Genomic DNA, 21963 nt, shown 5'->3' on the forward strand with positions numbered 1-21963 from the left:
AATGACCAATGACTAATAACTACTTGACTTCTGTCACTTGTAACGTATAAGGAAAATATTTACCTTTTTTGTAAGAACCGATCCAAACTTGGTATTCTCCTGGTAGCCATTCGCCAACTATGCCGGGATTTTTGCTATCTAAGTCGTCGTTACACCAAGTACCACCAGGGCCTTTGACTATGATGGTGGTGTCTTGTGGAGATTGCACTTGTAGTTTTAGGTAGTCAAATTTACTGGTGAGTTTGAGGGTATGGTCTGGTGTTTCATCCACAAACCCGGTACAGGGGCCAGTGGGTGTTTCTATTCTGCCTGCAACTTGCTTTCCTGCTACTGAGCCGCCACTCATACCCCTGACTACCAGGGGGTCTGGAGAAAATTTAGAACTGATGGTAATATCTCCAAATATCGGTGGCGTTTCTTGAGCGTTACTTCTAGTAGGAAGTGCCGATATAATGCCAAGGGTAACTATGATTAAAGATAATCTAATGCCTTTATTTAGCGTTGTTTTCAACATTGTTTTTATATCATCTTCTCAGTATTTGAGAAGACATTAATTTTACAGATGAAGTTCCAAAAATGAGAGAATTTGACTATAAATTTTAGATTGTTGCTCAGGAAATATCCATGAGTAGATGAGCAGTGCTTGGCTGTAACTTTGACTGATTTTCCTTATGCAGAGAGACACACAGATGTGTGTCCCCCAATCTAAAAATTTGCTAAAAATTGAATGGGTAGCGATCGCCCTCGGCTTAAGCTTTGCTTATCGCCTGATTTAAACGGGTTTTGTCTAAACCAACTTGATTTAACAGCAACCAAGATTGGATCAAGTCAGGGCCATGTACGTCTCCAGTCAGTGCGGCTCTGAGCGATCGCATGACTAAACCTTTCTTGACGTTTTGGGCTTTTACTACTTGTTTTATAATGTCTTGTGCCGTAGTCTCTGTCAGTTGGGGTTGATTTTCTAAGGCGGTGATAATTCCCTGGAGAACAGCACCAGAACCTTCTTGTTGTAATTGTTGGCTACCCTCTGCACTCAGTTCGACTGTATCGGTGAAAAACATTTGACTCATCGCCACCGCATCTGTTAACCGAGTCATACTAGGAGCGATTAAACTGACTAACTGCTCTAACCAAGCACGTTCTCTACCATCAATTTTATATCCCGCTTCCTGCCAATAAGGAAGAATTAAATCTGTCAGTTGAGCTATGGGCATATTATGGATATACTGACTGTTTAACCAATCAAGTTTCGCCCAGTCAAATTTTGCCCCGGCTTTATTGACACGCTCAAAACTAAAGTCTTTGGCGGCAGCTTCTAAAGTAAAGATTTCTTGTGTAGAATCTAGTGGCGACCAACCAAGTAGGGTCATGTAGTTATCTAAAGCTTCCGCCGTAAAGCCCATTTGCTTAAAGTCTGAGATGGATGTCACCCCATCCCGTTTGGAGAGCTTGCGCCCATCCATATTTAAAATTAAGGGTGTGTGAGCAAATTCTGGGATTTTTGCACCAAAGGCTTCATATAGTAGAATCTGCTTGGCTGTATTGGCAATGTGGTCTTCTCCTCTGATGACATGACTAATTTGCATATCTATGTCATCAATTACCACGACAAAGTTATACAGTGGTTGACCAATTCCTGATTCTGAGGCGCGAGCGATGACCATATCACCACCCAAATCACTACCACGCCAAACCATTTTACCCCGTACTAAGTCATTCCAGACGATTTCTCTGTCGTCGTCGATTTTAAAGCGGATGACGAAACTACGCCCTTGGGCTTGAAATTCCGCTTCTTGTTCTGGGGTGAGGTGGCGGTGACGGTTGTCGTAACGGGGTGCTTCACCTTTGGCTTTTTGGGTTTCGCGCAACGCTTCTAATTCTTCGGGGGTGGTGTAGCAGCGATAGGCTAAACCTTGCGCTAAAAGTTTTTGTACGGCTGTTTGGTACAAATCTAAGCGTTGGGATTGGAAAAATGGCCCTTCATCCCAGTTGAGTCCTAGCCAACGCAACCCGGTCATGATATTTTCTGTATATTCGGGGCGCGATCGCTCTAGGTCTGTGTCTTCAATTCGCAAAATAAATTGTCCGCCGTGGTGGCGAGCAAATAACCAGTTAAAAACAGCCGTCCTGGCTGTGCCAATATGTAAATTTCCCGTTGGGCTGGGTGCTATTCTGACTCTAACAGTCACAGTAGTTCTCTCTTTCGCAAAGCATGAATAAATTTAGCTTAATATTTAAGCTCTCAGTCCTGAATCCTGATAGAATTCTAGGTAAACAGACTGTACAGCATTAATCAACTGCCTATGTCCTATCCGTATCTTACTCAGGACTCAGCACTTGTTACTCATTTCTTTGAACGGGACTGACGGGGCTCGAACCCGCAACTTCCGCCGTGACAGGGCGGTGCTCTAACCAATTGAACTACAGTCCCTTGATTTCCAACCACTCTATTATGACGCGCCCTACAGGAGTTGTCAACCTCTGTGGGAAAATTTTTTCTAAAATTTTTTTCACCGAGCTGCGGTTAATTTCCTGCTCATTTGGCTAATTGTTCCATTTGACGCTGAGATGACAAATGCTGAAGCATCTGGGATTGCATTTGCTTGTACTGCTGCTTGAGCAGATTTTTACTCAACTGGGGTTGATTGACTGATGGTAGTGTCTGGCTTTGTTCTACCCAAATTTTTAGCTTTTGGCGTTGGCTAGGATCAATGTTGCTGCTGAGAACTTGAATACAGGAATGGGGTGGTTCTAGGGTAAAGCAAATAAGCGGATAGCTGGGATTGTTAGTTAGGGATGTCACCAACCGACGATTTTGGGGATGTTGCATATCTAGGTAACATGGTAGCCACTTAGGTTCTAGTTCTGGTTTGTAGAGTAGTGTTACCCATAAAAGCATGGGATGGGGCGATGTGACAAAAATAAATCGGTTGTGTATTTGGGAATTTAAACGCTTATGTATTTCTGTGGCTGGTAGCATCAGCCAGATTGTAGCTGCACTTCCTTGGGGGGTATTGATTAAATAAGGGAAGACTATTTCTTGTTTGGGTTTGTCTTCAGGCCAGGTAAGTTTTCGATAATTTTTTGCTAATGCTAGGAGTAGCTGAGAAGCTACGGTAATTTTTGGGGCAGTTTTAGCGGTGAAAGTTGAGGGCAAATTGGCACATCTGGACTGTTCTAAACTGTCTAAAACTTGGAGAATTTCTGTCACGCTTTGGGGGCGATCGCTGGCTTTTTTCTCCAGACAAGCCATAATTAAATCGTTGAGTTTTGGCGGCGTTTTTAGTCGGGGATTGACATCTGTAATTTTTCTGGGTGGTTCAAAGTGATGTGCTTTATACCACGCGCCAAATAAATCGGTTTCTGGTTGCCAAGGTTTAGCTTTAGTGAGCATTTCAAACATCATCACACCCAAGCTATAAATATCTGAGCGACTATCTAATTTTTCTCCTTCTAGTTGCTCTGGTGAACAGTAGGGTAAAGTCCCGTGAAATCCTTTGTTGGTACTAACTGTAACTGCATAATTGACAAATTTAGCAATACCAAAATCGAGAATTTTGACTAACTGCCCTAATATGGGATCGGGAACAACTAATATATTGGCTGGTTTAATATCTCGATGTACTAAAGGGTAAACCTTCCCATCAATTTGAATCCCCTCGTGAGCGCACTGTAAACCTAAACATATCTGGCGTGTCAAATTTAAAAACTGGGGCAATGATAGGGGAATTAATTCTTTTAAACTTTTACCGTTGAGATATTCCATCACATAAAACGGTTTACCTGTTTCACTCACACCATAATCGTAGGCTCTGACGATATGTAAACTCTTTTGACTTAAGGCTGCACTCATGAGTGCTTCCCGCGCAAAATCTTTGCGGATTTTGGCATCAGATACAGTTTGGGTGAGAAATTTGATAGCAACTGGTGTTCCTCCCAGCACAATATCAGTTGCTAAAAAAACTTCACCCATACCACCGCTACCAATTAATCGTTGCAGTTGATAACGATTGGCGATTAACCCGGTACTTTGTGGAGATGCAAATGCACTTTGGTTCACTTTGATGACCTCTAATATCGCCACATTTTAATTTTGGCAATCAAAATAAAATATCGTTAGTTAGGTTGGAAAAATCGGCGAAAATTTTCAAAAAACTTAGATAAGCAATTTTTAAATTCTAGGGTTTCGATTTGATTGTTATTTGCTAATTTTTGCATAAGTTCTAGTTTCATTTTATCATATTCTTCTTTGAGAATTTTTTTAGCTTCCTGAGATGTAATTGCTGTCTTTGATTCCTCTGTATTTTTATTGATTTTTAACCAATCTATGAGTTGCTGTCGCTGTTTAGCTGTGAGTGTTAATGTGAGGACATGAGCGCAATTAGTAGGCTCTTCTAAGGTAAATAATAAAATGTGGTAATATCCTATATCTGCTAAAATTGTGGCTAGTTTTTGCCCTCTGTTTTCTGTTAAATTTATAAAGCAAGTGAGCCAACGAATTAGAGAAGATTTAGCATCGTATAGGACTGTCACCCACAAAATCATGGGGTAGACGGGTATTTTACTAATAAATTCTATAGTATGAGATTGATTTAAAAAATAAGCAATTTCTTGTTTGGGTAACATTGCCCAATAAGTGGGAACAACACCTTGGGTTGTATGTAGTAAATGTGGAAAGCCTATAGAACCTACTGGTTTATTTTTCGGCCAAGTTTTTTGTAAACATTCTTTTTCTGATATGGCGGTGACAGGGACTAACTGGACTGTTGTTTGAGTTTCCCAAATATCATGATAATTAGCATTATTTGCTATTTGGGTTTTAACTTGTGCTAAAACTTGTAATATTTGATGAACATTTTGCGGGCGATCGCCTACTTCTTTGGCTAAACAACTCATCACTAATTGTTGTAATTCCTGGGGAATTTTTAGTTGAGCATCGACTTCTGTAAACTTCGGTGGAGTTTGAAAGCGATGAGCTTGATACCAGCTACCAAAAGAGTTTGTTGGGGTTTGAAATGGATGTTTTGTAGTTAACATCTCAAACATTAAAACTCCCAAACTATAAATATCAGAACGGACATCCAGTAGTTTGCGTCCTTCCATGTGTTCTGGAGAACAGTAAGGTAAACTGCCAATAAAAGAATCTGTCAGTGTCATCCCACTGCGTTCTGTTAAAAATTTGGCAATCCCAAAGTCAAGAATTTTGACAATCTCATTTTGTTTGTCATCTTCGGTAATAAATATATTCTCTGGCTTGATATCTCTATGCACAATTGGATAAATCTCACCTTTGAGGCTAATACCTTGATGAGCGCATTCCAAACCTAAACAAATTTGATAACAAATATCGAGAAATTTTTCGGTTGTTAATGGTTTAACCTTAATAATCTGCTTTAAGTTCTTACCTTTCAGGTACTCCATCACATAAAACGGAGTTTTATCTTCTGTTAGTCCATAACTCAGCACTCGCACAATATTTTTACTTTTACGTCCCAATTGCGCACCAATAAAAATTTCTCTACCGAAGCGTTGAGATAAATGTTGATTTGCTAAACTTAGCATGAGAATTTTTAATGCAACTTTTCTCCTACCTTTAGCGGTATCTTCTGCTAAGTAAACTCGCCCCATGCCTCCTTTACCAATCAAATCTATGATTAAATAGCGATTGTTTAAAAATTTTCCAATATAAGTATCTGGTTCTGTTTTTGAATTGACCATATTTGGAAATTTGACGCTATCATATAATTTTAAAATCTGTTAAAATTAATTTTAACTCTCAGGTTTGAGAAATTGTGTAGAGTTAATTATGCAATATGAAACTTGCTGTAAAGCATTTTCAGCTTTTCATGAAAATTGCCTAAATACTATGTAACATATTGCTTAAGCAAAAGCTATGAGGAAATCCACGTAATCCCTAAATAGACAAAATTGCTGGGACAAAAAACCTCAGTATATTTACGGTAAAAGTACCAATAAATAGTGGCTCAGGACTGACTTTCACCAGCAACTGTGTTTTTCTTTGCTGGTGTCGGTGGTAAAAAAATCTTCAACTACCAACACCAGAGTATTTTCCAGACAGGAAGTTTTGCGTTGAGAATGGGGATGAGAGATTTTAATCTAGTGGTAAGAAACGATTTACTAACCTAGTAATTGCTGACTTCGTTGTGACTTTAAACGCTAGAATCTGGTTGCGTTGTATAGCATTAAAATTATTATCACTAATCAGGATTAATGCACGTTTACCATCAGGTAGCCTTGCGCCGAAAGTTAGTCCTTCTATGTTGTCTAGTGGTGCATTTATAGTTCTTAAATCTAAGATAAGTTTTTTCTGAACTGGTTTGATTTTTTGGGTATCGACTGCTAATAAACTATTGATATTCTTAATATTGTCGGTTGCTTTTAAAGAAACCTGAAATAAGGATACAGCAAACCCTAAACCTGTAAAAGACCTTTCTATACTTAAGAAGTTACCTTGATTATCTAAAGCGAGTAAATCTGGTAATCCACTGGCAAATTTACCTGTAAGATTAAAATATGATGGTACTGGTTCGGTTGGGTAAAGAAACTCTTTTTCTGGTTGATTACTCACCAGATTATATTGTAAAATTCGGCAAGGACTACCAAGATTAGGTTTAGCTGCTGAACCATCTTGAATCAGAGCATTTTCTGTGGCGGTAAATAAATATTTATTATCAGGTGTAATTGTGAGACTTTCAAAAGCTAAATTATTACGGATACCTTGCTGACCATTTTTATTAGGTAAAAATTTGTTGGGGATGGGTAGTGTGCGATTGACTTTACCAGAAGCTAAGGCAAATTCTTTAATAAAAGGTGGATTTAATCGACCAACATCGCCTTCTGAAGAAATAAAGACTGTTCCGGCTTTAGTGACAGCAATACCTTCTGTGTCTGTTTCGCTAGGTGGGAAAGGTTGATTATTCTCATTTAATAGTGTGGTGACAGCAACTGGAATTACTCCGCCTTCTTGTAAGTTACCTTGACTCAAATCGATTTTGAGGCTGTAGAAACGGGGGGGAGCTTTTTGACCTCTATCATCGGAAATAGCGTAATAAAGGTCATTTTGGGCATCATAGGTAATACCAGATAACCCGCCAAGTTCTGTTTTCTGGAAGGATAATCCTTTGGGTAATGTGGCTTGTCCAATGAACTCTAGGTTACTAATTTCAACAGCACTATTATCTAAATTAACTACAAAGAAGCTGATAATTAATATTGCGATCGCTAGATAAATTATTCTGGGTTGTTTCCAGATTTTCTTTTTCATGAGTCAGGCAAAAAAATCAGATTATTTTCCCAATCTATAGCAAGATATCACGCCTAATTGCAGACAGGTCTAGGGGTGCTGAGGCTAAAAACTTCTCTAGCCAGTCTTTGACTTGACGGGTGGCGCGACAGTCGTCTTCATTGTAGCGGCTGATGATTTCTATTAAACTGCGATCGCCTGTTTCTAACCATTGTTCATACCAGTAAATACACTTGGCACCACTAGCTTCTTGATCACGCCACTCAAAACCTAACCACCTAGCAATAGCTTTGAGGGCGTAACTTTCTATTGGTAAAGCTACAGTTTGGGTTAAGTATTCATAAATATCAATAAACCGATTCAGTAGGGGTTGTACTAATGTGTGAGGAGTACGGTACAACTTGGCTAGACGTTTGACTGTATCTAGTTCGTAAACACAAAAATGATAAATTGGGGCTTCGGGATATTGCCAAACTAAATCTAAAAATTGTTGCCAAATTAATTCTTCTTCTTCTGGCTTCTCTGCTAAAAAAGAATAAAATTCTTCGGTATTGGTTTGCTTATTCACAACCAAAACCCCTAAAAGATAATCTAAATTTAAGTCTGGCTGCGCTTCAATATCAAAGTAGAGTTCTACAGGAGAGTTACTTGTCAGATTCCCATTGGGCGGTGGGAAAGGTAAAATTATCGGTGTTTTTGCTAAAACTGATTGTGCTTGTAGAACTAATTTAGCTGCGACTTGAGCATCAAAACCTGTGAGATTTTCTAAAATAGAGGAACTGGTATTAGCCAAAGATTCTAATGTAGTGATAGAAAGACTTTGTAGTTGGCTGTAACGAATGGGTGTCACTCCAGGTAACAGTGACAGATGTTGCTGAGATTGAGCGATCGCATAACATTGACTATACCAAAGACAAAGATTACACTTCTGACGGGAAATAAATATTTCTGGTACAGTCGTCACCTGTAAACTCTCGATGAACTCCTGCAAAATTGCTTGCATTTGTAAAGTCCACTTAGACAAATCTACTGCATAGTTGGGATTTTTACTACGCAGAATCAGCCAAGCGGTTTGCGGTGCAACACCCTGCACTGTGGCTAAAACTTGGGCGTGAAAAGCGGTGGCAACTTGGTATTCTTGTTTGGGACGCTTACCGAGTTCTATATTGACAGGTTGATATACCCAGTCACCAAAACAAGATTCTCCTGGCTGTTTAACCAGTAAATCGGGACAACTGAGGAGGGTATAGTTGACATCCGGTTCTGCATCTACTAACTGACTGTATTTAGCTAACAGCACTCCTTTATAGATATACTCAACTCCACGCTGCATCAATTCTACAGTAGCGGCTTGTCCTGCTTCCCAGTTGCCTTTGGGATAATTGGGTTGGTGATATGTGTACTGAGCCACAATACTTTGATGATAAGCGTTTTTGTCTTGTTGCAGTTTCAGCAACAATTCACTCGGCGCATCTCGCCGACTTTTGTCACCGTGAATATCTAAAACAGGGCGGCGTTTACAGCGTTGGTATTGCAGAAGGTGTTCAGCATTAATTAACATTCAATCTGGTTAATAGTCATTAGTTAATAGTCATTAGTCATTAGTTATTAGTCATTAGTCATTAGTCATTAGTTTCTCTCCTCCGCTTCCTGCTCCCTGCCTCCCCTGCCTCCCCTGCTGCTTCGGCTCCCTCAATAGTCTCAGAGAATGGGAAACTAAGAAAATGGACTATTTTGAATTTTAAATTGTTTATGACTACTATTTCCACTGCACAGGCTAGGTTGCATCAGCATCGAGAACAATTTCCAGCTTTAGGGAATAAGACTTATTTTAACTATGGTGGACAGGGGGCAATGCCAAAAGCCGCAATGGACACCATTACCCAAACAATAGCGCATATTCAGCAAATCGGCCCTTTTGGCAGTGAGGCAGGGCGTTGGTTAACCGCGCAAATGCAAACTGTGAGAGAAGCGATCGCCTCTGAGTTGAATGTCACACCTGATACAATTGCTTTTACTGATAATGTCACTGTGGGTTGTAATATCGCCTTGTGGGGGATATCCTGGCAAGCAGGCGACCATCTTTTACTGTCTGACTGCGAACACCCTGGTGTAATTGCGGCTACCCAAGAAATTAGCCGTAGGTTTGGCGTGGAAGTGACTACCTGTCCCCTGCAAGCTACGTTAAATGAGGGCGACCCGGTAGCAGTAATTACAGAACATTTACGTCCAAATACTCGCTTAGTGGTACTGAGTCACGTTTTTTGGAACACTGGACAAGTGCTACCTCTAGAGAAAATTGTGGAGGTATGCAGAAACAATCACACTTTCTTACTCATAGATGCGGCCCAATCTGTAGGTGCTTTACCTTTGAACTTAACAGAATTGGGCGTAGATTTCTATGCTTTCACAGGACATAAGTGGTTATGCGGGCCTGAAGGTGTAGGGGGTTTGTATGTGCGTCCAGAGATTCAGGAAAGTTTACAACCGACTTTTATCGGTTTGTACGGAATTATTACCAATAGCCAAGCCCAACCAGTGAGTTGGAAACCGGATGCAAGAAGGTATGAAGTATCTACCCCAGCTTACCCATTGTACTTTGGTTTGAGGGAGGCGATCGCCACCCATCAACAATGGGGAACACCCCAGGAACGTTACGCCCAAATTCGCCAGAACAGTGAATATCTCTGGCGCAGGTTAGCCACATTACCCCATGTTAAATGTCTCCGCACCGCACCCCCAGAAAGCGGTATTGTCTCTTTTCAACTAACTCACCAGCAACCTTTAAAGTTAGTGCAGTTTTTAGATTCCCAAAACATCTTAACCCGTACCATTGCCGATCCAAACTGCATTCGCGCCACCGTTCACTACTTAACTTTAGAGTCAGAAATTGACAAGTTGGTGGCAGCAGTAGAAAAATTTCAATAGTCAATAGTCAATAGTTATTAGTCATTAGTCATTAGTTATTAATCCCCAAGATGAACCGCCCCATTTTATACATAGCTATCACAAACCACGGATTTGGTCATGCTGCCCGCACCGCATCAGTAGCGGCAACAATTCAAAAGTTATGTCCAGAAGTGCTGTTAATTATGGTGACTACCGCGCCCAGGTGGTTACTAGAATGTTATATTGATGGTGATTTTATCCATCGTCCCCGCGCTTTTGATTTAGGTGTAGTACAAGCGGATAGCTTGAAGATGGATAAAGAAGCGACTTTGACAAAGTTGCGAGATATCAAAAAACAGCAAAATTCCTTAATAGCTTCCGAAGTTAATTTTATTCGCCAAAATCGCGTGCAGTTGATATTAGCGGATGTGCCATTTCTTGCGCCTGTATTTGCGAAAGCAGCAGGTATACCTTGTTGGATGATGAGTAATTTTGGCTGGGATTTAGTCTACCGGGATTGGGGCGGCGAATTTGTGCCGATTGCTGATTGGATTAGCGAATGTTATCGAGAAAGCGATCGCTGGTTTCGTCTACCTTTCCACGAACCTTTACAAGCCTTCCCCCATATAATAGATGTAGGCTTAACTGGTGGCACTCCCCGTTACAGTGCCGATGAAATCCGTTCAATTTGGGGAATCACCGCACCACAAGACAAAACAATCTTACTCACCTTTGGCGGTTTAGGATTACAACAAATACCCTACGAAAAACTCCGCCATTTCCGCGACTGGCAATTTATAGTTTTTGATCAGACTGCCCCAGACCTAGCCAATTTTATCAAAATTCATGACCGTAAATACCGCCCTGTAGATTTCATGCCTGTCTGTAGCAGAGTCATATCTAAACCTGGTTACGGAACATTTGCCGAAGCCACCCTACTAGATATCCCAGTTGTCACCATTACCCGTGATGATTTTGCCGAAGCAGCATTTCTAGTAGAAGGGCTAAAGAATTACAATACTCATCAAATCTTGACACCACAGGAATTGTTTAACGGTAATTGGGAATTTCTCCATCAACCAATGCAACCAGCAAAGCAAACACAACCAATTGCCAAAGATGGAAATCAAGCGATCGCACAAACCATCATCAATTATCTCCACACTCAAAAAACCTAACAAAAAAACTCCGCGTACCTCTGCGCTTACCTCAGCGTACCTCTGCGTTTTAAAACTCTTACCCCTTACCAAACATGACTCACCACCAAAAACTGCTCAGAATCACAACAAACGGTAAAACCTTTCACAACATCACCTCAAAAATCGAGACAATAGTTGCCGAATCAGGAATAGAAACAGGACTTTGTACATTATTTTTACGCCACACTTCCGCCAGTTTAGTCATTCAAGAAAACGCCGATCCTGATGTACTGGTTGACTTAGCCAACTTCATGGCGAAACTTGTACCCGAATCAGGGCAATACATTCATGATGCTGAAGGTGCGGACGATATGCCAGCACATATACGGACAGCACTGACTCACACCTCTGAACATATTCCCATAAATTGCGGTCATTTAGTGCTGGGAACTTGGCAAGGAATTTATATTTGGGAACATCGGCAGCGTAGTCATACCAGAGAATTAGTTGTCCATATTTCCGGCTAGATTTGTCAACAAAATCTCAAATAACTGCTGGAGGTTTACAAATTTAGAGTAAACCTTTAGCTTGTTGTGCTTGTCATTTTTCAGCGCAAATAGTTAAGTTTGTTTATTTTAGATTAAAAAATGTCAAACTTAGAGATACAATTAAATTTATTTGCAGCTTTTAGGCTATTTCAATAAAAATGAAGCAAAACATTGTACCCAATAATGCTTTCCAGTTTATTGATGAAATTTTGAATCAACACTCTGTTAATCTATTAACTCTTAATCCCCATAAAAAAATCATGACCAGCTTTGAAGAAATGGGGGAAATCATACCAGAAATTGTTACAGATAAGCAAGTAATTAATGCTCTGCAAAATACATTAGAAAATATAGTTATTTCCCAAGTAATAAATTTCCCAGAAAATATCTTCTGGGATTTTGATTTTATGGTAATTAGTATGCTGAATCAGGCGTTAGAAGCTGAAGAGGGGGCGGTAGATTTTATAGAAATTTTTGGCAAAAAAATGGTAATACTTTCCGAGTTATTTGGTATTAATAATGCAATTAGATTTCGCTATGTCCATGATTTTATTTATGGTTTTGATTGGGCGAGGTGGGTACAAAAAGAGCCACAAAATCGCGGCAACATCCAGCCTTTTAGTTTAATGTTTTTAGATTATCTACTGCTGAAAGGGCAGGAACTGATACAACGCATTCATCTTGGGCAGTCCCAGTATTATAAGTTGTGTGATAACGGTTTTCGCAATCCTTTTGCATTCTCCCGCGAACCAGAAGATGAATATCGTTTATTAACTTATTTAGCGCAAGCCGAACTGATTCCTGTGGCTGCTTGGGATTGGAACGCTTACCCCAGTTGGAACAAACCTTTTCAGGAAATGCGTGAGCAATTAGCATTAGAGTTGAACATTCAACCGCAAAAACATTAATGAAAATTGCTGATTTAATTAGTTGGTTTGAAGCGTGGGCAAATCCAAGCTGGTGCGAAAGTTGGGATAATTGTGGCTGGCAGATAGAGCCGGGTGTGTTACAAGAGTCGGCGAGAGTGTTGGTATGTTTAACCCCAACTTTGGCGGTAATGGAAGAAGCGATCGCCTGTCATGCTAATCTCATCTTTGCCCATCATCCGTTAATTTTTAGTCCTCCCAAGTCTCTCTGCACTGGTGAACCAATTGCGGAAATGGCGCGGTTAGCCTTTACCCACAATATTGGGGTATACTCCGCCCATACGAATTTTGATCAAGTTGCAGACGGTACGGCAGACGTTTTAGCGCAAATTTTAGCACTTAAGGATGTGACTCCCATCGTACCCACTCAAGCCGGTTTAGGTTATGGCAGGGTAGGGTTATTAGAACCATCCTTGACTTTAGAGGAATTACTGACAGTGATTCACAACCGCCTGGCACCTCCAAAGTTAATATTTTCCCCTAGTGCGGACTTACAGCAGACAATATCCAGAGTCGCGGTGTTAGGTGGTTCGGGAGCGAGTTTTATTTCGGCGGTAGCGAAAACAGGCGCGCAAGCTTATCTGACTTCTGACTGTAAATTCCACCAATTTCAAGAAAGCCGCGATCGCAATATAATTTTAATTGATGCTGGACACTATGCCACTGAACGCCCGGCCTGTAAATGCTTAGTACAAAAATTTCAGTCTTTACACTTAGATTGGGTGCAACTCAGCCGCAAAGATGAAGACTTCCGTCAGTTTTTTCCAGGATAAGCCAGCCTAAACCCCGGCAGCAACTCAGGAAAAATACGAATATTCGGTCTTTCCCAATCCCCAATTGTCAGTAAATGTGATCAGGATCACAAAAATTTGTCATTAAAATCACCAATACTGGCTGTTCCATATCAATTAGTAAGAATGGAAAATATTCCAAACTGGAGGTAATCAACCGCTTACTTTACCCCAACTACGATGATTCGCGCACTCATTGAATCTGCCTTCCAAACTGGATATCTTAGTGTTGAATCTGAGGGTTTACTCCATCAAGTGCTGGCTAATAAGTGCTATCAGCCTGAAGATTTGGCAGCTTTGGCAGATTTATATGAAGCTGTGCAGGCAGGTAAAATTAAACGAGAAGGATCTTCGCCAGTGGTTCTAGAGTCTCTCACCTCCTACAAAACTTGCTAATACTGCCCCATTCTGGCATTGATATCGTTAAACTGACTCAGCAAACCATCCTCATCTCAAAACTATTCGGGCTTTATTGTTGAAAACCGTGATGGTCAGCAAAAGAATGAGTTAAGATCAAATACATAGGGGTAACAGTCAAGCCGAAGCCCCAGGCTTCTCAGCAATGCCAATGATTACAAGTAGGCAAATTAAACAACCGCAATCGTCGCTTGATTTGGAGTATTTATTATTACATAATGGTAGGAATGACTTACCAGCAAATATTCATCTGGTGAGTAAAACTGCCGAATGGTTGAACTTCTATGAAGGAGTAGACATTCGCTAAATCACCCTAAAAGAGATAGAATCTTGGTGCAGTAACCACCACTGTATGACCCAAAATTTCCCTAGATGTATTAAACATACGATTAAGTGTTTGGGTCATTGATTCTGAACCGTGAAGCTGACCTCCTAGGGGTGTCATCTGATTGGGGTAAAACCCAAATTTTCAAAAGTTTAACTACGACGTTGTTTAAAAAGGCAGAAGCAGTACATGCTACACCGCAAGATTTATCAACTGTGTTGCGATGGGCGGGAGGTATGTGTTTTCTTGCGGGACCAGCAACGCTGGATAGAACGCGCCCGCATCATCGACATAGAGGGAGATTTAGTTACCCTGCGCTATGAAACAGATGAAGAAGACGAAATTTGTTCTTGGGAGGAGATGGTTCGTCTTGAAAGCATCGGTGCTGTGACTCAAAAATTAGCTTCAGTGCCACGCGGTAATATAGAGCCACTCCTAACTGAAGACTGTCCAGAAGCCGAACGTATCCGCAACCACTATCCTGAATCTAATCCTGAATAAACGCCATCGGGGCTAGAGGCTAGAGGTGTTGAGGCGAGAAGCTTGTCAACAGCTAGTAATCTTGACTCAGCACTCATCACTCCTGTTGTTTATTCATCGATTTATCAATCCTGAGTAAATTATCTTACTCAGGATTGATAATTTGTGAGGACTGGGGACTGGGGGATGAGGAAGCAGGGGAGAGAAGAAAAACTAATGACTAATGACTAATAACTAATGACTATTACCTGCTGGCCGTTCAAAAGCCGGACAATAACCTTCTAAGGTAACTCTAAAGTTATATAATGGTGAAGCCGGATTCCAACACCGTTGTCCTCTTTGGTGTCGGCAGGTACCGCAGCAATCGATATCAGGGGTAATATAGCGATCGCTATTTTGATTGAGCAGTTCTCGTTGGGTTAATCCTCTCAAGACTAATTCTTCCCCTTGCCAACGGGCTTCAATTAAACCGGTATCGGCAAACTGTCGCCAACGGGGATCGGCGGTAATCGCTTCGGGAAGGCTAATGTTAATCACCGTACCTAATTCTGTCAGTTCACCTTCATAGTTTGTCTCTGGGGCGGCTGGTTGTAAAAATGTCTCGCCAATGGGCAATTCTACCAGCGTCCCTGGTAATGGTGAATGAACGTGGTAGCGGTTTTGTAACTCCTCTAAACTGGTTAAGTCTGCCAAGTAACTAGAGGAACCATGCACAAACACAACATGTTGCGGACGCAAGTTGTGAATTAACTGGGTAGTACCAGGGCCATCACTATGTTGTGCTAGGAGATAGGTTTCGATGGTTGTAGGTGTGGCATATTGTTTGTTAATATTGACATCAATTTTTTCTGGTAATAAAATTAGCCATGGCCCGGTTTCCGGTTGGCAGTATTGGTTAAAATCTGCTGTGATATCTGTGAGGACAATACAGGGAGATTTGCCCACAGTGGCGTGATGTTCTGGCAGCAACCGCCGCATCCGGGGACGGACTCGTTCATCCCAAAACAAGGGCTGATGGCGGGCAAAGTTTTGTACTGATGGGGGTAAATGCGGTAATAATTCCAGGTAAGCATCGCATCCTATAGCCACAGCACCATCAACCCAGATATCTAAGTCTCTGCCGGTGAAATGGTGATGAGAACGCAGCAGCATTAAGAGTTCTTGCCCTAAACCTAAAGCGGGTGTGGGAATTAGCACAGAACAACCATCTGCGATCGCCCGATTAATTCGTTCGGCTAGTTGGTTTTCTTGGTTGCGGCGGTGGGGGTGACGGGATGTACCATAAGTGCCTTCAATAATCAACACATTCAAATCCATTCCCCGCAGTTCTTCTAACCGCAAACCTTCTACTAACCGGGAATTTGATAAGAAAAAGTCTCCTGTGTATAGCAGCTTATACAGACGTTGCTCTGTGGTATAAGTGAGGAGAATGGCTACTGCCCCTGGTAAATGCCCAGCCGGAAAGATTTCCACAACTAGCCCATCATGTAGTTCGATAGGCGATCGCAATGGTAATGCGTGACAAAACTGGGGAATTGTTTGAGCTTCTTGATCTAGCCAATTCAAAGGTAGCAATTTACAGGTGACTTCACTGGCATAGATGGGTAAATTCGGGAAAGCTTGATGCAGAGAGAGTAACCCTCTAGCATGGTCTGGGTGGGCATGAGAGACTAAGACTAAATCTGCTGGTAACTCTGTGGATGTGGTGACACTCTTTTTTAAAGATGAAATGTCCGCCATCCCACAGTCTAGCAAGATGCGATGTGGCCCCATCCGCACCAATAAACACACACCCTCATCGTGATGTTGAACACTATAGGGAAAACATTCTAGTTCAGTTGCTGTTTCCTGTGTATCAACACGAGAGTGTTCTGACAACTTATCTCTCATGCTTCCTTCCCCTCCAACCTCATTGTCATTGACATATCCCAAACGCCCCGTTTTATGCGGATTTGGGTTTTATAGCCTAGGGGTAAATTGCGTAGTGCCTCCCTAAAGCCTATGAATTTGGATTGTAGATTGGAGAGGACACCTCTTGCTAACCCGCACTGGTTATCAGAACCTCAGTCACGAGAAACTGTTGATTAACCCTCAAACCAAGGGACAAGGGAACTTGCCTTTTATTGTTGTGTGATCAATGAGCAGAGCCATTACCGTGGTAGTTGTCTGAATCATAAAATCCGTTTTTCGTCCCAAAAAACAGGCACGAAATCGTAAATATAACAGTTAAACCCACTAAAATAAGCTTTACTTCCATTGGATTATAACCCTCTGATAAATACTTTTTTATATTAATAGCTTGATTCACGCCTCTAGCGGAATCCCCAGAAAATCTTTACTATGGTCAGGTTGATTGGGGAATAGGTAGATTTACTCTATTTAGTTTAGATTGTAAAACTTTTCGGCTCTCCTGTCCATCGATGTAATAAGCCGTTACAAAGCATGAATTACCGTGGGGGTAGGCAGAAAAAGAAAGAGACCAACTTGTAACCACACCCACAACTATGAATATTTGTGACTGAGTTTTTATAAAAATAAGTTTAAATTATCCTTATGTCAGGATACAAAAGATTTATTTACTTATCAACACTTATGAGGCCACACTCTAACCAAGCTATTTGAGAAGATGTTGGAACAGTATTGCTATTAACATCAAAGTCTTGGAAACCTCACCAGCCTCTTTTCTACAAGAAGATGGTGAAATATGTAAAGACGTTTCATGAAACGTCTCTACATTTCTAAAGTTGAGAATGGAAGAAGGGTTTTTAGTATACTTTGAGAATTACCAAACTTCTTCTAATTCCTAGCCTGTTGAGCAGAAAATTACAAAAGTTGGGTTTGAGTTTTGGGTTGAGTGGACTCTCACCGAAACACAAAATATAATTTATACTTGTGATTTGATGTTAAGTTAGCTCAAGGGTTGGAGTTTATACTTTCTCAAGTTGCTTTTCTTTTTTGGAATAGCGAGTTTTAAGAAATCCTCCAAAGCCTACACCTAGGGCTAAACCTGTCATTGTCAGAGGTTCAGGTACAGCAGTTGCAGATATACCAAAAGTGCCACTACTGCCACTTTGTTCTCCACTCATCACGGCGGTGGCAAAAGTTGTGCCGTTAAAATCAAATCTCCCAGTAACCTGGTCTAGAGTTACTACAACAGTATCATTTCCTAATACTGTTCTAGTCAGGCTACCAGGGTCTAGGTGAAAAGCCAGTAGGCCATTTATTCCGTCTAAAGTAACATTACCAAAATTAGCGAAGTTATCAATAGCTCCAAAGTTATAGACAGCAGAACTGGGTGCTGTGTTACTAACATTTGCAAGGTCAGCGATGGTCAAAGCGATGTTTTGCAAAGTGGCTGTCGTGTTTCGCAAATCAAAAAAGCTACCGTTAGAGTTGTTACTAACTGTACCTGAAGCATTCGTCCATGTAATGGCAGTATTTGCAGGAGTTTGGTTGTTAGGACCTAAGTTAGCATCGCCACGAATGCTGATGTTCCCGTATAGCTGAATGGCCAAAGCAGCAGAAGGGGCAAAGGATACAACTGTGGCTGTTGCGGCTGCCATAGTTGCCCCAAGGAATAAAGATTGAAACTTGTTCATAAGATTCCAGTTTGTGGTTACGAGATTGGCGATCGCTGGTATCAACTAACAATACATTCTCACTTCGATATCAGTCATGTAAATTACATGATGTTTGCTGAAAATTCTTAATAGATACCAGTATATTTACGTGCCAGTATCACATAATCATCTTTAATTAGCAATCATATTTTTTATAGTTTATTTAGGAATAAATATATATTATTTTTCTCTATTTTCAGAGGAAAATATGGGTAAAATTTTTGTTAATCAAATCTCTAATTTAATCAATAAAAATACAGTAATTTTATAACTAAAATTGCATTTATCTGATATGTAATCACGAAAATAAAACTGATTTTCTTGATTTAAATAATATGATTCGGCTGTTATAAGTTTCTTTATGAAGCTGCAATATCACCCCAGCGAATGCCCCGACTGCCTAGAGGGGACTACAGGGGGTTCTAATCAAGCCCGTCTTGATAGAGCATCGGGATGAGAGTCTGTAGTGAGAATTGCTAAACAAAGATACCCGACGTTTGAAAGCAGTCGGGTATGTTGGGGATAACAAATAATCTGGGACTGTTATCAGTATGTAGAGAAAAATAATTTTTTTTGTTAAAACCTTCAAGCCTGTGGTGTAATCAGACTAGCCCTATGGGTGGCACTATCCCAAACTATCCAATTACAAGAATTATCTACCTCAGAGGGATTTTTCGTCACCTTAAAATAAAGCTTATTTCCACCCTTGACTTCAATAGCGAAGTCAGCGTTTTGAGCATAGACAACTATAAACCCTCGATCTCGCAGACAATACATAGCCCAGGCTTTTAATGATTGTTTATGTGGTTCGTGGGGAATGGCTGGCTTTGTGATTACGTCTTCAATAACTTGAAATATCTGCATTGACATACTATTATTGTGGGTCGCAACGAATTTCAATCATAAAGCCATCAGGGTCATAAAAATACACACCCCTACCAGTAGGACGACTGACTGGGCCATGAGCTATCTGAATTTGATTGTCTCGCAAAACTGCCACAGCTTGCTCAAATAATTCTGGGTCAATGTCAAACGCTAGATGATATGCTCTGGTAAAACTCTGTTCTGGGTTGGGATGGGGTGGGGTTAAATCCGGTGTCCCAAATAAATCTAAAATCGTACCATCGGGAGTGATGAAATTAGCAACTTTCCCCGATGCTACCAGTTCTACCAATGTTGTAGGGATTTCATCCCCAGTCAGTTCATGCAAACCCAGGATATTGCCATAGAAATGTCGAGATGCTTGCATATCTTGAACATTGAGGGCAATATGATGCACTTTACGCAAATTACCAGGTGCAAGGCAGCTGTTGACGGCGTTGGAACTAGATAACATGGCGGTTTAGAGAATCACCGGAGTTGGGTTTGTAGTTAGGACTGAAGTCCTGATTTTGAGAGAGGACTAAAGTCCTCACTACAAACAATGAAAGTTTTGGTGGGAATACGGTCAGTATTTCACCTATGAGTACAATTATATCAGTATTTCCGTGTACAGGATACTATTTGGCGGTGCTGGGTTTAAGAGCTAATAACATCTCCAATTGACTGGTAGATTTATCGGGACTGGTAGCGGTAACACCCAAACCACGAATAGAACTGAGAATAGCATTAGCTTCTGGGGGTATGGATTGAGTTGGTGCGGCAAAACGATTAACTAAGGACATGGTTTTGTCCATATCTAGGTAGAAGTAACCACCATTGGGTTTTTGCAAGGAAGCAGTGATGGCTTTAAAGGTATCGCTGTTTTCCAAAGATTGATTTTTGTTATTTGCCAGTGCTTCTGCTACGGGGCCGCCAACAGCTAAAAATACAGTATCTTGATCTAACCAACCGTGGGCGAATAAAGCACCTTGTTGCGGTATTTGCCATTCTGTGATATTTTTACCACCAATATTTCTGGTGGTGACATTAATTGTTTGGGCTTTGGCGAGATTATCTAATTTAGTTAAGGTAGCTTCGGCGGTTTTGCGATCGCTCGTATCAAAAACCATTGCACCCCCAAAACCTATACTAGCTAGTATACCTTGATTCGAGGGGATAGCGGCAAAGGCAAATTCCCCATTCATCCAACCAAAAACTTCTTTATCTAGGTCGATATTGACTAATTGGAGTTGTCCCCTGGCTTGTTCTAAAACTTGATTAAATTCGGGATATTCTTGAGATTGTGCTACCAGTGTTGACCAACTTTGACTGATTCCTTGGCCACTAATTAAAGCAAAAGTATCGCTGGGAAATTGCCCGACTATTTTAGAGGGAGAATTTTGATATTCAAACTTGTTGAGTTGGGGATCTAAGTTAGCGATCGCCTTTAATCTTAACCCAGCGTCATCCACACCCACAGCCGCTACCACTGATTTTACCTGTTGTAGCTGTTTTAAGGTTTGCGGTGTCAAGCTAGACTGGGGATTGGCAGCCACAAGTTGCTGGATCATACCCGGATAATCTGGGATGTAAACTTGAGCCAAGGAATTCTTCACATCTACATTTTTAGCCAAAATGGTATTCGCACCTGCTTTATTAGCCAAGGAAGGTTGACCTTTAAAAGCATCAATTGATTGTTCAACTGCTGGTTTTTCAGGAGAAAATACAATATAGCTATTATTTAAAACCGCCGTGTAGGTTGCCTTACCATTTTCTGACGCGGTTTCGGTAATTTTTTCGCCTTTATAATCAGTTTCTTTAGTTTTTACCCCTTTTTGTGCCTTTAATTTATTGGCAAAGTTTAAAGCACTCAGTTTATCTTTAATCCCCAATACCATTAAGACTTGTGGTTCTTGCTGTCGCTTAATTGGTGTTGGTGTTGCCGACGATTCTGTATTCAATTGGTTGGTTTTAGTGGGGTTTGGCGGTAACACAGCCATCATTACCCCACCCACCCAAGGTTTAATATCTTTTTCGTAAGTAATGTTACTATCACTCAACAAATCTTGATTCAAACTTTCAAAACCTTGAGCCAGTAACTTTTGTGCTTCTGGTGTACCGAATTGCTGCAACTTCGCCCAGGCTTGGGGGTCTGTAGTAATATAGGTAGCCATGTATGCAGAAGCAGGTACAAATTTAGCACTACTTAAAGCACCTGAACCATCACCAGAGGGGCCTTTGAGATATATATAAGCTGCTACACTTCCTGCGACAACTACAGCAGCACCAACCGCAGGAATTAAAAACTTGGATTTAGTTTCGGGCATTGTTATGATCCTCTTTTCCTCAAATTGTGACTGAGGTTAACAAAAACGTCATTGTAGAGTTTATGGAATTATTTCGTGATATGTACTGATTTTTCCGAATTAACTGGTAGAAATATGCAATTTCTGCCCTATTACTAGACAAAGACACCAAAAAATACTACAAAATCCTGACCAGTAAATCCGCAACCGAAATAGTCAAAATCAAAAAAAATAGCTTGGTGGAAACCAACAAGCTATCCTAAGCTATGGAAATAGTTTCCAGCTTTGATAGTTCATGAATAGCAACATGAGGTGCAGAGTATCCTGATTTGTCAGAGAAAATTGATACTCGACGCATTTGAGCATCAGTGTCTGTTTTCGCTGGCAGAGTTGACTG

Annotated in this window: 20 protein-coding genes and 1 tRNA gene; 9 read left to right on the forward strand and 12 right to left on the reverse strand. The window is 40.8% G+C overall.

The annotated features are described in order from the left end of the window. Positions 1-19: 19 nt before the first annotated feature. From AACS98_RS08740 to AACS98_RS08770, 7 genes are all read right to left on the reverse strand, one after another. Positions 20-514, reverse strand: a complete 495-nt coding sequence (locus AACS98_RS08740) for a hypothetical protein (protein WP_197480199.1) — start codon at positions 512-514, stop codon at positions 20-22. Between the two features lie 235 nt (positions 515-749). Continuing rightward, positions 750-2189 (reverse strand): glutamate--tRNA ligase, encoded by a 1440-nt coding sequence (gltX, locus tag AACS98_RS08745; RefSeq protein WP_066378413.1) that lies wholly within the window; start codon positions 2187-2189, stop codon positions 750-752. Between the two features lie 168 nt (positions 2190-2357). Then, positions 2358-2431: transfer RNA gene (locus AACS98_RS08750), tRNA-Asp, on the reverse strand. A 105-nt stretch (positions 2432-2536) separates the two neighbouring features. Continuing rightward, positions 2537-4060, reverse strand: a complete 1524-nt coding sequence (locus AACS98_RS08755) for a serine/threonine protein kinase (RefSeq protein ID WP_066378659.1) — start codon at positions 4058-4060, stop codon at positions 2537-2539. 56 nt (positions 4061-4116) lie between these two features. Further along, positions 4117-5718, reverse strand: a complete 1602-nt coding sequence (locus tag AACS98_RS08760; RefSeq protein WP_066378417.1) for a serine/threonine protein kinase — start codon at positions 5716-5718, stop codon at positions 4117-4119. Positions 5719-6112: 394 nt separating this feature from the next. Beyond that, positions 6113-7285 (reverse strand): esterase-like activity of phytase family protein, encoded by a 1173-nt coding sequence (locus AACS98_RS08765; RefSeq protein WP_066378421.1) that lies wholly within the window; start codon positions 7283-7285, stop codon positions 6113-6115. Between the two features lie 34 nt (positions 7286-7319). Then, the gene (locus AACS98_RS08770; RefSeq protein ID WP_066378423.1) at positions 7320-8825 is read right to left on the reverse strand and encodes a TM0106 family RecB-like putative nuclease; all 1506 of its coding nucleotides are present in this window, start codon (positions 8823-8825) and stop codon (positions 7320-7322) included. A 191-nt stretch (positions 8826-9016) separates the two neighbouring features. Here AACS98_RS08770 and AACS98_RS08775 point away from each other — a divergent pair, with 191 nt between their 5' ends. The 8 genes from AACS98_RS08775 (at position 9017) to AACS98_RS08810 (ending at position 14800) form a co-directional block, all read left to right on the forward strand. Then, the gene (locus AACS98_RS08775; RefSeq protein ID WP_066378425.1) at positions 9017-10192 is read left to right on the forward strand and encodes an aminotransferase class V-fold PLP-dependent enzyme; all 1176 of its coding nucleotides are present in this window, start codon (positions 9017-9019) and stop codon (positions 10190-10192) included. Positions 10193-10242: 50 nt separating this feature from the next. Continuing rightward, complete coding sequence (locus AACS98_RS08780; RefSeq protein ID WP_066378427.1) at positions 10243-11331, forward strand: glycosyl transferase; 1089 nt, start codon at positions 10243-10245, stop codon at positions 11329-11331. A gap of 74 nt (positions 11332-11405) precedes the next feature. Next, on the forward strand, positions 11406-11819 hold the full coding sequence (locus tag AACS98_RS08785; protein ID WP_066378430.1) for a secondary thiamine-phosphate synthase enzyme YjbQ: 414 nt from the start codon (positions 11406-11408) through the stop codon (positions 11817-11819). Positions 11820-11998: 179 nt separating this feature from the next. Beyond that, a complete protein-coding gene (locus tag AACS98_RS08790) occupies positions 11999-12748 on the forward strand; it encodes a hypothetical protein (protein WP_066378437.1) in 750 nt (249 codons plus the stop codon). Further along, positions 12748-13539, forward strand: a complete 792-nt coding sequence (locus AACS98_RS08795) for a Nif3-like dinuclear metal center hexameric protein (RefSeq protein WP_066378439.1) — start codon at positions 12748-12750, stop codon at positions 13537-13539. Before AACS98_RS08790 ends, AACS98_RS08795 begins: the two co-directional genes overlap by 1 nt. Positions 13540-13737: 198 nt before the next feature. Beyond that, the gene (locus AACS98_RS08800; RefSeq protein WP_066378441.1) at positions 13738-13953 is read left to right on the forward strand and encodes a hypothetical protein; all 216 of its coding nucleotides are present in this window, start codon (positions 13738-13740) and stop codon (positions 13951-13953) included. Positions 13954-14125: 172 nt separating this feature from the next. Then, positions 14126-14281, forward strand: coding sequence for a hypothetical protein (locus AACS98_RS08805; RefSeq protein WP_198161129.1), 156 nt, complete (start codon positions 14126-14128; stop codon positions 14279-14281). A gap of 207 nt (positions 14282-14488) precedes the next feature. Continuing rightward, positions 14489-14800: a DUF6679 family protein gene (locus AACS98_RS08810; protein ID WP_066378443.1), complete on the forward strand. Its 312-nt coding sequence runs from the start codon at positions 14489-14491 to the stop codon at positions 14798-14800. A 213-nt stretch (positions 14801-15013) separates the two neighbouring features. Here the strand turns inward: AACS98_RS08810 and AACS98_RS08815 are convergent, their stop codons facing one another. Both AACS98_RS08815 and AACS98_RS08820 read right to left on the reverse strand, forming a co-directional pair. Further along, positions 15014-16669 (reverse strand): MBL fold metallo-hydrolase, encoded by a 1656-nt coding sequence (locus AACS98_RS08815; protein WP_066378445.1) that lies wholly within the window; start codon positions 16667-16669, stop codon positions 15014-15016. Positions 16670-17706: 1037 nt separating this feature from the next. After that, positions 17707-18342 (reverse strand): PEP-CTERM sorting domain-containing protein, encoded by a 636-nt coding sequence (locus AACS98_RS08820; RefSeq protein ID WP_198161125.1) that lies wholly within the window; start codon positions 18340-18342, stop codon positions 17707-17709. A gap of 21 nt (positions 18343-18363) precedes the next feature. On the opposite strand from AACS98_RS08820, the gene AACS98_RS08825 reads away from it, so the two are divergent. Next, the gene (locus tag AACS98_RS08825; RefSeq protein WP_255362877.1) at positions 18364-18489 is read left to right on the forward strand and encodes a hypothetical protein; all 126 of its coding nucleotides are present in this window, start codon (positions 18364-18366) and stop codon (positions 18487-18489) included. Between the two features lie 495 nt (positions 18490-18984). On the opposite strand, the gene AACS98_RS08830 is transcribed toward AACS98_RS08825, so the two are convergent. From AACS98_RS08830 to AACS98_RS08840, 3 genes are all read right to left on the reverse strand, one after another. After that, positions 18985-19263, reverse strand: coding sequence for a hypothetical protein (locus tag AACS98_RS08830; protein ID WP_066378662.1), 279 nt, complete (start codon positions 19261-19263; stop codon positions 18985-18987). A 10-nt stretch (positions 19264-19273) separates the two neighbouring features. Next, positions 19274-19735: a VOC family protein gene (locus AACS98_RS08835; protein WP_066378450.1), complete on the reverse strand. Its 462-nt coding sequence runs from the start codon at positions 19733-19735 to the stop codon at positions 19274-19276. A gap of 163 nt (positions 19736-19898) precedes the next feature. Then, a complete protein-coding gene (locus AACS98_RS08840; protein ID WP_066378462.1) occupies positions 19899-21587 on the reverse strand; it encodes a DUF3352 domain-containing protein in 1689 nt (562 codons plus the stop codon). Positions 21588-21963 lie beyond the last annotated feature (376 nt).

This window comes from Anabaena sp. CA = ATCC 33047, assembly GCF_963870205.1.
Taxonomy (GTDB): Bacteria; Cyanobacteriota; Cyanobacteriia; order Cyanobacteriales; family Nostocaceae; genus Trichormus.

Excerpts from the sequence above, each read along its gene's own strand:
- AACS98_RS08805 (WP_198161129.1), top strand. The coding sequence starts at position 14,126 with ATGATTACAAGTAGGCAAATTAAACAACCGCAATCGTCGCTTGATTTG.
- AACS98_RS08740 (WP_197480199.1), bottom strand. The coding sequence starts at position 514 with ATGTTGAAAACAACGCTAAATAAAGGCATTAGATTATCTTTAATCATA.
- AACS98_RS08765 (WP_066378421.1), bottom strand. The coding sequence starts at position 7,285 with ATGAAAAAGAAAATCTGGAAACAACCCAGAATAATTTATCTAGCGATC.
- AACS98_RS08790 (WP_066378437.1), top strand. The coding sequence starts at position 11,999 with ATGAAGCAAAACATTGTACCCAATAATGCTTTCCAGTTTATTGATGAA.
- AACS98_RS08770 (WP_066378423.1), bottom strand. The coding sequence starts at position 8,825 with ATGTTAATTAATGCTGAACACCTTCTGCAATACCAACGCTGTAAACGC.
- AACS98_RS08820 (WP_198161125.1), bottom strand. The coding sequence starts at position 18,342 with ATGGCAGCCGCAACAGCCACAGTTGTATCCTTTGCCCCTTCTGCTGCT.
- AACS98_RS08785 (WP_066378430.1), top strand. The coding sequence starts at position 11,406 with ATGACTCACCACCAAAAACTGCTCAGAATCACAACAAACGGTAAAACC.
- AACS98_RS08795 (WP_066378439.1), top strand. The coding sequence starts at position 12,748 with ATGAAAATTGCTGATTTAATTAGTTGGTTTGAAGCGTGGGCAAATCCA.
- AACS98_RS08810 (WP_066378443.1), top strand. The coding sequence starts at position 14,489 with ATGCTACACCGCAAGATTTATCAACTGTGTTGCGATGGGCGGGAGGTA.
- AACS98_RS08760 (WP_066378417.1), bottom strand. The coding sequence starts at position 5,718 with ATGGTCAATTCAAAAACAGAACCAGATACTTATATTGGAAAATTTTTA.
- AACS98_RS08835 (WP_066378450.1), bottom strand. The coding sequence starts at position 19,735 with ATGTTATCTAGTTCCAACGCCGTCAACAGCTGCCTTGCACCTGGTAAT.
- AACS98_RS08840 (WP_066378462.1), bottom strand. The coding sequence starts at position 21,587 with ATGCCCGAAACTAAATCCAAGTTTTTAATTCCTGCGGTTGGTGCTGCT.
- AACS98_RS08775 (WP_066378425.1), top strand. The coding sequence starts at position 9,017 with ATGACTACTATTTCCACTGCACAGGCTAGGTTGCATCAGCATCGAGAA.
- AACS98_RS08800 (WP_066378441.1), top strand. The coding sequence starts at position 13,738 with ATGATTCGCGCACTCATTGAATCTGCCTTCCAAACTGGATATCTTAGT.
- AACS98_RS08830 (WP_066378662.1), bottom strand. The coding sequence starts at position 19,263 with ATGCAGATATTTCAAGTTATTGAAGACGTAATCACAAAGCCAGCCATT.
- AACS98_RS08815 (WP_066378445.1), bottom strand. The coding sequence starts at position 16,669 with ATGAGAGATAAGTTGTCAGAACACTCTCGTGTTGATACACAGGAAACA.
- AACS98_RS08780 (WP_066378427.1), top strand. The coding sequence starts at position 10,243 with ATGAACCGCCCCATTTTATACATAGCTATCACAAACCACGGATTTGGT.